The sequence below is a fragment of the Paenibacillus sp. J22P165 genome, assembly GCF_059692015.1.
The window spans coordinates 272,644-285,374 of record NZ_JCAUAP010000003.1 but is presented as its reverse complement, the minus strand read 5'-3'; the positions used below and the strand labels follow the sequence as shown (position 1 = coordinate 285,374).

Sequence of the window (12,731 nt, the reverse complement as noted above, 5' to 3'; positions counted from 1 at the left end):
CTCAAGGTCATATCGACCCGTGAGACTGCCCTTTTTCTATGTATTAGGATTCTATCGAATTGGCTAAGGCTGTATCCGAGTATTGTTCTCTTACGCGGAGAATGGCCGGTAATTGCTTGAAAAAGGCATCAACCACACCGGGATCAAAATGCTCGCCACGTTCTTCTTGAAACAGCTGAAGGATGCGATCGAGCTCCCAGGCTTTTTTGTACACACGATCACTGCCGAGTGCATCGAAAACGTCGGCTATGGCCGTTATACGTCCATAAATATGAATGTCAGTCCCTTGTATACCACGTGGGTATCCGCGTCCATTCCATTTCTCATGATGCTCATAAGCAACGATAGCTGCCGTTTTGAGAATATGACGGGTTGAATTTCGAAGTAGGTTGTATCCAATGAGCGTATGGTTCTGCATAAGCTTGAACTCTTCTTCAGTCAACTTACCAGGCTTATTCAAAATGGCATCGGGAATCGCTACTTTGCCAATATCGTGCATGGGGGACGCAATTTTGAGTAGTTCTGCCTCTTCCTGACTCATGCCTAGCTCTAAGGCTAACAAATAAGAATACTCGGCAACACGCTTTACGTGATTGCCTGTCTCCTTGGAACGACTTTCACCAATTTCCCCCATTCGGAAAATAATTTCTTTCTGCGTCTCTTCAATTTCCATCGTAAGCAGTGCAGATTCCAAGGATTTGCCTGCATAGGAAGAGGCCAACGTTAAATACTCCATATCCTTGTCGGAGAATTGTTCACTGACAGTCAGTTTATTAATCGCTTGATAAGCACCCATAATCTCACCGTTGCTATTCCGGAAGGGGATTACCATGAGGGCCTTCGTTCGATAACCTGTTTGCTGATCAGTAAAGAGGGCACCATTTTGCAAATAAGATTTATATTCCTCATTGGTATAAGCATCATGGATGAAGACAGCTTGATCATTCGTTACGGCATAACCGACTAGACCAGCAGTGCTTGGGATTCGAATTTCATCAAGACCATGAGCAACTTTGGACCAAAGCTCATTGTTCTGTGTATCTAACAGCCAGACGGTACAACGATCGGAGACAATCATCTCACGGCCCATATCCGCCATTAGCATGAGTACATGATCAAGTATACGTTCATTCGCAATTTTGGCAGCATAGTCGAAAATGACACGCAGCATTTCCTCGGGCTCCAGGTCTCTTTTAAATCGGGAATTGGTAGTGATTTGATCTTGCTCCATGTCAGCCTCCTTACGCTTTTCCCTCTCATAGTATCATAGATTTGGCTGTTATTGGTTAAGAATTGCAGAAAATCATGAAAATTGTCGAATTTATCATACGAATTACCACAGTAAAGAGAGTTGTGTGAACTATGATACAATATAGATTATCATGTACAGCTAATAAGAATTTGAATGTGAAGGAGAGAATTCTACACATGCCAGTCATCTATGGATTCGCAGGTAGTCTGATCATAGCTGGGGCAGCCTATTGGAAACGTTCCTTATCTCTATCAGGATTAATTGCAGCAGTGCTGCTAGGAACGACGATGTATGCGTTGGGGAGTCTTGCGTGGTTTGGTACACTTATCGCATTTTTCATCTCATCTAGCTTGTTATCGAAGCTTAAGCATCAGCGTAAGGCAGCAGCTGAAAGTGGCTATGCCAAAGGTGGTAGACGTGATGCAGGGCAAGTTGCTGCGAATGGTGGCTTGGGGTTGTTGCTATGTATTGGAAATGCCATCTGGCCGAATCCCCACTGGTGGCTGCTATTTATTGGCGTTATGGCAACCGTTACTGCGGATACATGGGCGACGGAAATCGGAGGGATGAGTAAGTCGATTCCACGCTCCATAGTAACGGGGAAACGGGTAGCGGCGGGAACTTCAGGAGGCATTACTGGGCTTGGACTACTTGCGTCGATTCTTGGCGGGGCTTTTATCGGCCTCATCGGAGGCATTCTAAACCAATTCGGGGAGCCGCAAGCGGCGAACAGTTCGATGGTGCTCCTAATCTTGCTGGGATCACTTGCAGGATTAGGAGGTTCTCTCGTTGATTCATGGCTTGGGGCTACGCTGCAGGTGATGTTTCATTGTGAGGTCTGTGGTAAAACGATTGAGAAGCAGGAGCATTGTAATCAGAAAGCAAGACAAATACGTGGTCTCCAAGGAATGAGCAATGATGCAGTTAATGCAAGCTCATCTTTCATTGGAGGAGGAATATGCCTTGTTTTATATATGGTGTTCGCTTTGTTCTAGCTTAGAATCAGTTGCTGCTGCAGGTGTGGGATTTAGCGCTTCGTGAAGTTGTTTGTCTAATTGCTTCACTTTACGCTGGAGCTTGTATTGACGAACCATGCCGAAGAGACCGACAATCAAACCACCTAATAAGGTTGAAGTTAAAATGACAAGAATCAGAGGTGTGGACGTCGTTGCGAATATGAAGTTCACTTGCACGGGATCCACATTGACAACAGCAAAAACCGCAGTAAGTAGAGCAAATACTAACGCACTGATGAGAATCCATTGTATTTTCAAGTATCCATCATCCTCTCGATTTTAAGAAAAAGGTTGAAAGCAGAGGCTTTCAACCTTTTTGGACTTGCTATCCGACTCTCAACGAGGAGAGTGGCGTGTATCGTGCATTTAGTTACTTCGTAAGCTCTTCCATCTGATCTAACAGTGAGCTGAATACGCTCATCGCTTGTTTAATCGGCTCAGGTGTAGACATATCCACGCCGGCCTTTTTAAGAATGTTCAGCGAGTAGTCACTGCCGCCGCTTTTGAGGAAGCCGAGGTAGCGGTCAACCGCTGGCTGGCCTTCATCCAAAATCTGCTTCGCAAAGGAAGTAGCAGCAGAGAAGCCTGTCGCATATTTATAAACATAGAAACTGTTATAGAAGTGAGGAATACGAGCCCATTCCATCTCGATATCTTGATCCACAACCATGTCATTGCCATGGTAGAGCTTATTCAATCCATAGTAGATTTCACTGAACTCTTGTGGTGTTAGAGACTCGCCTTCTTCGGCTTTCTCGTGCGTGATCATTTCGAATTCAGCAAACATCGTTTGACGGAATACCGTTGTACGGAATTGGTCCGCATAGTATGTAAGCAAATACATTTTTTCCTTAGGATCCGTTACACGCTTCAACAGGTAATCCATGAGTAGAGCTTCATTCAGCGTGGAAGCAACTTCTGCTAAGAAAATGGTGTATTGGGCATAACGATACTCTTGATTCTCATCGGACAAATAAGAATGAATCGCGTGACCCATCTCATGTGTCAACGTAAACATGCTGTTCAAATTGTCCTTATGGTTCAACAATACGTAAGGATGTGTGCCGTAAGCGCCCCAGCTGTAAGCGCCGTTGCGTTTATTCTTGTTCTCATACACATCGATCCAGTGGTTGTCGAAGCCGTCTTGTAGAATTTTCAAGTAATTTTCACCTAGCGGAGCCAAGCTTTTCTTAATTTCTTCTTTGGCTTGCTGATAAGTAATGTCCATCTTGAATTCTTCAACGAGCGGTGCAAACAGGTCATACATATGTAACTCATCGACCTTGAGCAGCTTTTTACGGAGTTTGAGATACCGCTGCAGCTGAGGCAAGGACTCATGAATGGTGGAAATTAAGTTCGTGTACACTTCTTTTTTGATATTATCGCCAAATAGTGTGGATTCAAGAACAGAAGGGTAATGACGCGCTTTGGCGTAGAAAATGTTCTTGTTAATGTTCGCGCTTAGCGTGGCACCAATGGTATTCCGATTATTGCGATAGGTGTCATAGACCGCTTTGAACGCATTTTTTCGAACTTCAGAATCACGGCTTTCAAGGAATTGAATATAGCTGCCATGCGTAAGCTCGACTTCTTCACCTTTTTCATTCTTCACTTTCGGGAACTTCAGATCAGCATTGTTCAGCATGCCGAAGATCGTACTAGGTGCGCCAGCCATATTACCTGCTTGAGCAAGAAGTGCTTCTTGTTCTTTGCTTAACGTATGAGGCTTCTGACGAATCATTTCTTCAAGCGTATCTTTATAAAAAGATAAGGAAGGATCATTCACGAGCTGCTGAAGCTTTTCGTCCGAAAGGCTGAGAATTTCAGGAGAAATAAAGGAAGAAGCTTCACCAAATTCAACACTTAGTTTTTTAGCTTTTTCGGATAATGCCTGATAAACAGGTTCAGCTGTATCTTCATGATGCTTCATGTTGGAATAAACATATAATCTTTCCATCTTAACTGAGAGCTCATCTTCTAACTGGAAGATTTGCTTCACAGCTGCGGCGTCGTTGATTTTCCCTTGGAAGGCGCTGATTTTGCTAAGCGAGCTTTTTACTTCTTGAAATTCTTGATCCCAAGCCTTCTGATCGGCAAATAAATCCTCCAACTGCCAACGGTGCTCGGCTGGTACTTGCTTGCGATCCAATAATTGAGTCATCGGAGCCCTCCTGTCCTTGTTTTGAGATTGGGGTAAGCTGGTATCCTTTGCGTGTAAATCAGCTAATGGGACTGAGCTAAGCAGAATTCCCATGACAGCCGTTACATAAAGAAGGCGCATTGCGGTCATCGCTCCCGGCATATTCCCATGAGGGATGCACGAACTGAAATCCCATTTCATGGTTTTCACCTAGTATGACCTTTTGCTTAATCAATTATTATTATACAAAACAAACGACTCTGCCGTCCATGATGGACGAGCAAGTATGGAAGTATTTTCAAGTTCCAGCTCGGAAGAAGCTAAGTACGATCAGAACGAAGGATATGGAAACCATAACAATCGCTAGTAAAGCAAGGTAACGTTTCATTTGTGCCGGAAGGCTGTCTTTTTTCATAATTAAAATGATCGCCAGGCAAAAGGATACAATTACAAATGTGAGAATAGATCCAGAATCAGTCATCGAAAATCATCCTTTTTGCTGTAGAGTATGATACTTGTTTCGTATCATACTAATTTTCGCTATGCGGGGTCAAACTCCTTTTTCATCCGGCATGCTGCATCGTATCACGGTTCGACTCTTCATCGTCTTCCTCTTTAACAAGAATGAACTTGCCACGAGAATCCATTTTGACGGTGTACCGATCCTCAGGGGAGATTTGTGCTTCTTCGCTAAGCTCTTTAGGAAGGGTGAGTTGTCCGCTGTCCCCGACACTTACTTGGTAGCCAATCATTTTCGACCATTTGCCTGCGCCCAACACGAGTATGACGAGTAAACCAATGAATAACCATTTTCCTAACGGGTTGGATTCGAAGAAAGGGGCTAGGAATTTTTCGCCTGTAATCATCTTTCCTGCGGTAAGTGCAAGTACGCCAGCTCCGATATAAATAATCGACGGATACTTTTCAATCCATTTAATGAATAAAGTGCTTCCCCAGACCACGATAGGCACACTGACAAGTAGACCAATAATAACAAGCAAGAAGTTACCATGTGCAGCACCAGCGACTGCGATGACATTATCTAATCCCATGACCGCATCAGCGATAATGATCGTTCGAATTGCAGCCCACATGGTGTCTTTCACTTTCATATCCTCATGACTTTTCTTTTCGCTGAGAAGCTTATAGGAAATCCAGAGAAGTAAGATACCGCCGACTAATAGCAGCCCAGGTATTTTGAGCAACGTAACAACAACTAGCGTGGCCAAAGCTCGAATCACAATCGCGCCAACCGTACCCCAGAGAATGACTTTCTTTTGTGTTTCCTTTTTCAAATTACGTGCGGCCATCCCAATTACAATAGCGTTATCACCTGCCAAAACCAAGTCAATCAAGATAATACTAAGTAGTGAGACGAAAAACCCCGTTGACAACCAATCCATACGCGAACACACTCCTTCAAGGTTATTTTGAAGCAAAAAGAGCCTAGCACCGCTTGACCGGTGAAGGCTCTAATTCATCAAAAAAGACCTTCACCAATGAACATGGCAAAGGTCTTGCTAACAACGTTGTCGTTGCCAATAAAGCCGGGATCTGATGAGGATCCGAATTGACGACTTTACTGTATCAGCTACTCCCCTTTGGAGTGTTACTATGAGATTATACGTTAATATATGCGATGCGTTTCAAAATAGAATCATTTTTTTTATACGTTTTTAAAAGCGTCCATAATGGCTTGCCATTCTTCTTCGGTACCGTCGAATTTATCTTTGGCAAAGCGTTCGCTAGCCCAGTGCAGCATAGCAGGTCGTCCAATAAAAGTGTGGCACTCTTCGCCCCATTGGTCGGAAATCTCGGTTAAGACGATTTTGGTGCCTTGCACCTCGACATTGAGCATGTTCCATTTATCTTTTTTATAAATCGTATGTCTTTTGAAGGGTTGATGCGACATGGCTTTTTTCCTCGTTTCTGTAATAAGCTTATAGATGTAAACAATCGTATCATAAAATGCGCCTATTTCCAAACAAGAGGCTCGTTTTTTCGTTATTTTGTTGTTGCGCACGGGCATCTCCCATGATAGAATTCTCCTAATCCTTTCCATAGGGAAGGGGTTATGAGCCGAGTTGAGGAGAGATGAGCATGGAACAGAAGCAAGTTTATGAGCAAATTGGGGTTGCTATGACCTCGAGATCGTACGTGGAATATGAGAAAATTTTTATGTTGCAGACAACGGAACTGATTGGCAAAAGAGTGTTGGATGTCTCTGGAGGCGCCTCTTCGTTTACAGCAGAAGCAAGGCAGCTTGGGATCGACGCAGAAGCAGTTGATCCATTATACGAGAAGTCGCCAGACGCAATTGCTGAGCATGGCAGGCAAGAAATTGAGCGTAGTACAGCCAAGTTGTCTAAACTAACGGATGTGTACGACTGGACGTTTTACGGGTCTGCCGAGAAGCATCGGGCAGGACGTATTCAAGCGCTTCAGCGTTTTGTAGAGGATTTCTCCAGCGCAGAAGGATCAGCCAGATATCATAAAGCTGCTTTACCATCATTACCATTCGAAGCGGAGAGCTTTGATCTCGTTATGTGCAGTCACTTTCTCTTTCTATATGAAGAGCAGTTTGATTATGCGTTTCATACTGGAGCAGTTCGTGAGCTACTTCGTGTTTGCAAGCCAGGTGGCGAGGTGAGGATATACCCGTTGATGAATTTCCGAACAGAGCAATATTCTCGTCTTCACGATCTAATCATCGAGTTTGAGTTAGCTGGATTTAGCGTTCAAAAAAGAGAAGCTAGTCTACCTTTTTTACCAAATTCTCAGCAATATTTAAGCATAAAAAAAGAGCCCTCTGCATAGTGGAAAACCTTGGTACATCAACAAATTTCAGCTTATCCACCTCGGAATTTCCGTTGATTTTTCACCACTCAAATGGTATAATTTCCTTATTCGTCATAGATGGCGATATTTTTAGGAGGTTGTTCATTTGAAGGGTACAGTGAAATGGTTCAACGCAGAAAAAGGGTACGGTTTTATTTCTGTTGATGGAGGCGACGATGTATTCGTTCACTTCTCCGCAATTCAGGGCGAAGGATTCAAAACATTAGAAGAAGGCCAATCCGTTGAGTTTGATATTACTCAAGGTAACCGTGGTCCTCAAGCAGCTAACGTCACCAAATTATAAGATTCTGGGACTCCCTACTTATAAATAGTGTCATAGCACAAGCAATAAAGGCAGTTCTCGGGTTCACTCGAGGCTGTCTTTTTTGTTTTGGAGATACATGAAAAAGAAGCAAGCCCAGCTCGTCCTTATCAGGGAGATTGCAGGGGTTTGCTTCTTTTGCATGGTAGTCACTTTGGCGGGTATAAGCCATGCCAGAGAATGTCGATAATTTGAGAAGCGGCTTTACCTTCATCTGGAAACATATTATCCCCGTTCCCATCACGCGCATGACCCATCATGAGGAGCGAAGTGTAGGCGCGTGCGATCACGCGGGGATCTACAGGGCCGATTTCCCCAGTATCGATTGATTTTTGAAACTCTTGCTCGAGTACATCTAGGATGCCTTGTTCAGATTTACGCATAGCCTTCATTTGTTCATCGGATAGAATCGCTTCCATCTTGCGCATGAAGGAGTGCAGATCGAAATCGATCGCTTTCAGATGTCCTTCCGTAATCCCGTGCAGTCTCTCACGAAGTGGAGCGGGCTCACTTAATCGCTGAATAGTTATGCGTCTGACGTTGTCCATGAGCTGAATCATAGAGGCTGTTAGCAAGTCGGATTTGGATGGAAAATAGTAATAAACCGATGCTTTCGTGACCTGGCACTCTTTGGCAATATCATCCATAGATACAGATTCGAAGCCGCGAGATAAGAATAAAGGAATAGCTGTCATCAAAATTTTCTGATTAAGAGGCATTTCTCCCTGTGAGACACGGGGTCTGCCAAGAGGTTTTGACTTTTTTTCCATAAGTTTGTGTCACTCCTGAGACGATTCTAAATAACGCTTGATTAATTAACTATGTAGTATATATAATTAATCGTGTACTAATATTTATTATAACACTATTTTCTATGTATAGGAGAGAAGTAACGTTATGCACGAAAATCCTTTCTTCAGTAAAATTGGTGGTATAGTTGCAGGTCGCCGAAGCAAATGGGTGACACTTGCCGTTTGGATTTTACTAACAGGCCTATTATCTGTCTTACTGCCTAATGTCAATTCACAAGAAAATAATGCCGCACGTCAACTGCCGACCGATTCATGGTCGCTTGAAGCAGCAGCCCTGATGAAAGAGCAGTTTCCAAGTAATGAAGGCGTTCCTGCCCTCGTGGTTTGGTATCGTGATTCGGGATTAACGGATCAAGATTTGGCTGCGGTTCAAAAGGTTTCTAAACAGCTAACCGATGTCCCGTTAGCCGGGCAAAAGGGTTTGCCACCGCTGCATACCATGCCAGCGCCTGCACTAAAAAGCATGGTATCTAAGGATGGTAAGCTGCTGGTACTACCGATTTCGTTTAACGAAGGAACGGAAACGGAGGTTCTCCAGGAAAGCATGGTTAAGCTTGAGGAGGTCACGGTCAGTCAGTTAGGGAGTGATCCCTTCCAAGCTAAGGTAGACGAAGAAGGTCTGCATGCCCGAATTACAGGTCCTGTCGGCATTCAAACGGATGCGACGGCGCTATTTAAAGGAGCAGACTTTACGCTGCTGTTAGCAACAGTGCTGCTTGTACTCGTTCTGCTTATTCTCTTGTATCGCTCACCAATTCTAGCTATTATTCCTCTGATTGGCGTAGGATTTGCCTATGGAGTCATTTCTCCTATTCTTGGATTCATGGCACAAGAAGGATGGATTACCATCGACGCACAGTCGATCTCCATTATGACAGTCCTGCTGTTTGGTGCAGGAACGGATTATTGCCTCTTCTTCGTTGCCCGGTACCGACAGGCGCTTTTGGAGGAGAAAGACAAATATAGCGCACTTCGTGTTTCATTCGGCGGTTCAACAGGTGCAATTGGGATGAGTGGACTCACTGTTATTGTGTCCTTGTTGGGCTTGTTATTCGCTCATTATGGCTCCAATCATCGCTTCGCGATTCCGTTCAGTGTCGCGATCTTCATCATGGCACTGGCTAGTCTGACGTTAGTTCCAGCACTTCTTGCTATCATCGGCCGCGTTTCCTTCTTCCCGTTCATTCCGCTGACGGCAGAGATGCGTGCAGAGAAAGAAGCGCGCAAAGGGAAGCGAATTCGAGAGCAAAAGCCTGTCGGTGCATTAAACGCTGCACTTGGGCGTGTTGTAACTGAAAAGCCCAAAAGTGTGCTGGCTATTTCGTTAATCATTCTTATTGCGCTTGCTGCTTTTGCTCCGCAGATTAAGTTCACGTATAACATTCTGGAATCGTTCCCTTCCACAATGCCGTCTCGAGAAGGCTTTACCTTATTAGCTGAGCATGTTTCACCAGGCTCACTTGCTCCAGTAAAAGTGGTGGTGAATACAGAAGGCAAGAACGCGGATGTTCAAGGAGCACTTGCCAAGCTTTCTTATGTAGAATCCGTGAGTAAACCAGAGGATAGTAAGAAGGACGCTAATTATAAAGCGTATGAGTTGATTTTTAAGCAGGATCCTTATGATTTGGATGTCATTAATCGAATCCCTGAGATTCGGAACATGGCGGAGCAGATGCTTGTAGAAGCTGGTGTAGCTTCACCGCAAGTCTGGGTAGGTGGTGAAACAGCTACACAATATGACACGAAGACAGTTGTGGAACGCGATACCAAGATTGTTATTCCAGTCGTTATCACCGTAATTGCGATACTGTTACTTGTGTATTTACGCTCCATTGTCGCAACCGTCTATCTGATTGCAACCGTTCTGCTTTCCTATTACTCAGCGTTAGGCGCAGGGTGGCTTATTTTGCACTACTTCATGGATACAGCTGCGATTCAAGGCTTAATTCCGCTGTATGCCTTCGTCTTCCTTGTTGCGTTGGGAGAGGACTATAACATCTTCATGATTTCGAGTATTTGGCAGGAGCGCAACCGCTTGAAACTGAAGGATGCGATTCGATTAGGGGTAAGTTCAACAAGCAGTGTGATCACATCAGCAGGTTTGATTCTTGCGGGTACCTTTGCGGTACTAGCTTCGCTGCCAATTCAAGTGCTTGTGCAGTTCGGTGTGATTTGTGCTGTCGGGGTCATTTTGGATACGTTCATCGTAAGACCATTCCTTGTTCCTTCGATCACAATGCTGTTAGGAGATGCCGTTTTCTGGCCTAGCAAAGTGAAGAGAAGAGTACAAGAACCGGCTTCGGATAACTAAATGTATGTAAAAAGGAGCTGTCCGCATTTTGCGGTCAGCTCCTACTTGTTAGTCGATAATTTGAAGAATATCGTCTACTTCTTTACGGGCCATTTTACCTGGTTTTTCCTTCGGATAACCAAGGGAAATAACCATGTTAATCTGATATTCGGCTGGAATTTCCAGGTATGCGCGGATTTGATCTTGTGCAAGCAACACGGGCCCCGTCATTGGACACGTTGCTAAGCCTCTCGCATGAGCGGCAAGCATCAAGTTCTGGGAGGCAAGGCAAGAGCTCTTGATGCCTTCTTCCGCCCATACATGATCATCGACTAATTGAATAGGATCGAAGATGCGATCACGGAACTTGGATTCATACGGTGTAGCCAAGCAAATGATAAGAACAGGTGCATCGGAGAAAGCCGTCGCGTAAGGTCCGAAAGATCTTACGAGCATGCGGGCTTCGCGAGACAGCCCTTTCTCCTCAGCAGCCGCGGCGCGTAAGTGGAGTTGATCCCAAGTTAATTGCTCGATATGTTTGATCTTTTCTGTATTTCGAATGGCGATAAATTTCCAAGTTTGTGAATTCGTATCACTAGGAGCGTACCGTGCGCAGTCGATAATTTCACGAATATCTTCAAGTGCGACTTCTTGCTCTGTAAAGTTACGAATGCTGCGTCTTTCTAGCACAATGGTTTTGAAATCTTCATACTTCATAATAAATGTGTACCTACCTTTGCTGCTCATATTATCGATGTGATGTTATTACTTGGTACTAAGACTATATCCTTATTATAGGGGAGATGGGCTAGGAGTACAACTGCTACGAGCTTTAAACTGTCAAAGCAGCAGCCAATGACATACTCTTGTATCATCGACTAGGAAGTGCATCTTCATTCTTCTGAAAAAGGTGAGTGCATAGAAAACCAATAGCGGATGCCGTTGAGAGGCAAGCGGCTAGGATATAAACAGTACTGCCACTCGTTGCATTGTAGATCCAACCACCTGCTGTACCACTTATTAAACCAGCGATACTTGACCAGGCAACCGCGAAAATAGCCTGCCCAGAGGAGCGGTATTCATCCGGAATAATTTGGCTCAAATAACGATTCGCTGTAAATAAGAAGACACCGAAAGTTAAGCTGTGGAGAAGCTGGATGCCAATGACCCAAGTTGGATCTTGGATAATGCTCATCATGATGAAGCGGAAGGCATAGATCACGCCTGCAAAAGCAAGTAAGGGCAATTCCTTAAAGCGGTGACCGTGCTTGCTCAAATAGAAGAACACGGGAATTTCGCTTAGCGCCGATGTCATCCAGGCATACCCGATCAGCGAGTCAGAAGCGCCTAGTTGACGCATATAGAGGGCTAAGAAGCCATCGTTGAAGCGATGTGAGACGGACATGATGATAACGAGCACAAGAAACCAGATGAACTTTTTGGATCGGATGATATTCACCATGCCGCCGAAGGCCATCTTCTTGCCGCCTTGGCGTGTATCTTTTAGCAGAAGAAGAATGAGTAATGTCATGCTGATCGTTATAAAAAGTAGGACAGGTGTTAGTCCAGTTCCATATGCTTTCAATAATAGACCGAAGCCTCCCGCAGAAAGCGCGAACCCAATGGAGCCATACGCACGGAAGGAGGCATAGCTTTTCCCGCTAGAGCGAATGTGCAGCATCACTTGACTATCATTCAAGGAGTTAACCGGTTGCTGGAAGAAGAAAAATGCGGCTAAACAAACATAAAGCAGGGAGAACCACCCTGCCGTAAACACGAAGATGGCTGTTAGCAGTTGACCGAGAATTAGAATGATCATGATTTTTTTTACGGTTTGAAAGCGATCACTCAAGAAGCCCCAGAGCAAGTTGGTTGCAATACCGATCAGCGGACCAATGGCATAAAGTAAGCCGATTTGGATTTTCGAATACCCTTTATAATCGAAATACAAGGGGAAAAAGGTAACAACAATCCCCATCGTCATAAAAAAAGCTAGTGTAAACATTTTAAGCAATCGGTCATTTCGATCAATCGCATTAGAATTGGACAAGGTAATCATCA

12 protein-coding genes and 1 pseudogene are annotated in these 12,731 nt (G+C 44.4%); 4 read left to right on the top strand and 9 right to left on the bottom strand.

What is annotated here, in order from left to right:
* Nucleotides 1-43: 43 nt before the first annotated feature.
* Nucleotides 44-1,231, bottom strand: a complete 1,188-nt coding sequence (locus AC58QM_RS08950) for a GAF and HD-GYP domain-containing protein (protein WP_497283164.1) — start codon at nucleotides 1,229-1,231, stop codon at nucleotides 44-46.
* Nucleotides 1,232-1,428: 197 nt separating this feature from the next.
* Between AC58QM_RS08950 and AC58QM_RS08945 the strand changes: the two genes are divergently transcribed.
* Nucleotides 1,429-2,247 (top strand): DUF92 domain-containing protein, encoded by an 819-nt coding sequence (locus AC58QM_RS08945; RefSeq protein ID WP_497283162.1) that lies wholly within the window; start codon nucleotides 1,429-1,431, stop codon nucleotides 2,245-2,247.
* On the opposite strand, the gene AC58QM_RS08940 is transcribed toward AC58QM_RS08945, so the two are convergent.
* The 5 genes and pseudogenes from AC58QM_RS08940 to AC58QM_RS08920 all read right to left on the bottom strand — a co-directional run bounded on the left by AC58QM_RS08940 (nucleotide 2,221) and on the right by AC58QM_RS08920 (nucleotide 6,320).
* On the bottom strand, nucleotides 2,221-2,526 hold the full coding sequence (locus AC58QM_RS08940; RefSeq protein WP_497283160.1) for a LapA family protein: 306 nt from the start codon (nucleotides 2,524-2,526) through the stop codon (nucleotides 2,221-2,223). The two genes, AC58QM_RS08945 and AC58QM_RS08940, sit on opposite strands and share 27 nt — an antisense overlap.
* A 112-nt stretch (nucleotides 2,527-2,638) precedes the next feature.
* On the bottom strand, nucleotides 2,639-4,429 hold the full coding sequence (pepF, locus tag AC58QM_RS08935; protein WP_497283158.1) for an oligoendopeptidase F: 1,791 nt from the start codon (nucleotides 4,427-4,429) through the stop codon (nucleotides 2,639-2,641).
* Nucleotides 4,430-4,706: 277 nt separating this feature from the next.
* Complete coding sequence (locus tag AC58QM_RS08930) at nucleotides 4,707-4,889, bottom strand: hypothetical protein (RefSeq protein WP_497283157.1); 183 nt, start codon at nucleotides 4,887-4,889, stop codon at nucleotides 4,707-4,709.
* 280 nt (nucleotides 4,890-5,169) lie between these two features.
* Nucleotides 5,170-5,811: pseudogene (locus tag AC58QM_RS08925) on the bottom strand (TerC family protein); the annotation flags it as partial.
* A 263-nt stretch (nucleotides 5,812-6,074) separates the two neighbouring features.
* Nucleotides 6,075-6,320, bottom strand: a complete 246-nt coding sequence (locus tag AC58QM_RS08920; protein ID WP_310225134.1) for a hypothetical protein — start codon at nucleotides 6,318-6,320, stop codon at nucleotides 6,075-6,077.
* A 188-nt stretch (nucleotides 6,321-6,508) separates the two neighbouring features.
* Between AC58QM_RS08920 and AC58QM_RS08915 the strand changes: the two genes are divergently transcribed.
* Together AC58QM_RS08915 and AC58QM_RS08910 are read left to right on the top strand one after the other, a co-directional pair.
* Nucleotides 6,509-7,225, top strand: coding sequence for a class I SAM-dependent methyltransferase (locus AC58QM_RS08915; RefSeq protein WP_497283155.1), 717 nt, complete (start codon nucleotides 6,509-6,511; stop codon nucleotides 7,223-7,225).
* A 127-nt stretch (nucleotides 7,226-7,352) separates the two neighbouring features.
* Nucleotides 7,353-7,550 (top strand): cold shock domain-containing protein, encoded by a 198-nt coding sequence (locus AC58QM_RS08910; RefSeq protein WP_028556542.1) that lies wholly within the window; start codon nucleotides 7,353-7,355, stop codon nucleotides 7,548-7,550.
* A 167-nt stretch (nucleotides 7,551-7,717) separates the two neighbouring features.
* Here the strand turns inward: AC58QM_RS08910 and AC58QM_RS08905 are convergent, their stop codons facing one another.
* A complete protein-coding gene (locus tag AC58QM_RS08905; protein ID WP_497283153.1) occupies nucleotides 7,718-8,338 on the bottom strand; it encodes a TetR/AcrR family transcriptional regulator in 621 nt (206 codons plus the stop codon).
* 127 nt (nucleotides 8,339-8,465) lie between these two features.
* On the opposite strand from AC58QM_RS08905, the gene AC58QM_RS08900 reads away from it, so the two are divergent.
* On the top strand, nucleotides 8,466-10,691 hold the full coding sequence (locus AC58QM_RS08900; RefSeq protein WP_497283152.1) for an MMPL family transporter: 2,226 nt from the start codon (nucleotides 8,466-8,468) through the stop codon (nucleotides 10,689-10,691).
* Nucleotides 10,692-10,739: 48 nt separating this feature from the next.
* Here the strand turns inward: AC58QM_RS08900 and AC58QM_RS08895 are convergent, their stop codons facing one another.
* Together AC58QM_RS08895 and AC58QM_RS08890 are read right to left on the bottom strand one after the other, a co-directional pair.
* Nucleotides 10,740-11,387 carry a nitroreductase family protein gene (locus tag AC58QM_RS08895; RefSeq protein WP_497283150.1) on the bottom strand — a complete coding sequence of 216 codons (648 nt, stop codon included), beginning with the start codon at nucleotides 11,385-11,387 and terminating at the stop codon, nucleotides 10,740-10,742.
* Nucleotides 11,388-11,541: 154 nt separating this feature from the next.
* The gene (locus tag AC58QM_RS08890; protein WP_497283148.1) at nucleotides 11,542-12,720 is read right to left on the bottom strand and encodes an MFS transporter; all 1,179 of its coding nucleotides are present in this window, start codon (nucleotides 12,718-12,720) and stop codon (nucleotides 11,542-11,544) included.
* Between the last annotated feature and the right edge of the window lie 11 nt (nucleotides 12,721-12,731).

What these genes read in the sequence shown, in the direction of transcription:
- AC58QM_RS08905 (WP_497283153.1), bottom strand. Translation starts at nt 8,338, where the DNA reads ATGGAAAAAAAGTCAAAACCTCTTGGCAGACCCCGTGTCTCACAGGGA.
- AC58QM_RS08900 (WP_497283152.1), top strand. Translation starts at nt 8,466, where the DNA reads ATGCACGAAAATCCTTTCTTCAGTAAAATTGGTGGTATAGTTGCAGGT.
- AC58QM_RS08895 (WP_497283150.1), bottom strand. Translation starts at nt 11,387, where the DNA reads ATGAAGTATGAAGATTTCAAAACCATTGTGCTAGAAAGACGCAGCATT.
- AC58QM_RS08920 (WP_310225134.1), bottom strand. Translation starts at nt 6,320, where the DNA reads ATGTCGCATCAACCCTTCAAAAGACATACGATTTATAAAAAAGATAAA.
- pepF (WP_497283158.1), bottom strand. Translation starts at nt 4,429, where the DNA reads ATGACTCAATTATTGGATCGCAAGCAAGTACCAGCCGAGCACCGTTGG.
- AC58QM_RS08930 (WP_497283157.1), bottom strand. Translation starts at nt 4,889, where the DNA reads ATGACTGATTCTGGATCTATTCTCACATTTGTAATTGTATCCTTTTGC.
- AC58QM_RS08950 (WP_497283164.1), bottom strand. Translation starts at nt 1,231, where the DNA reads ATGGAGCAAGATCAAATCACTACCAATTCCCGATTTAAAAGAGACCTG.
- AC58QM_RS08945 (WP_497283162.1), top strand. Translation starts at nt 1,429, where the DNA reads ATGCCAGTCATCTATGGATTCGCAGGTAGTCTGATCATAGCTGGGGCA.
- AC58QM_RS08915 (WP_497283155.1), top strand. Translation starts at nt 6,509, where the DNA reads ATGGAACAGAAGCAAGTTTATGAGCAAATTGGGGTTGCTATGACCTCG.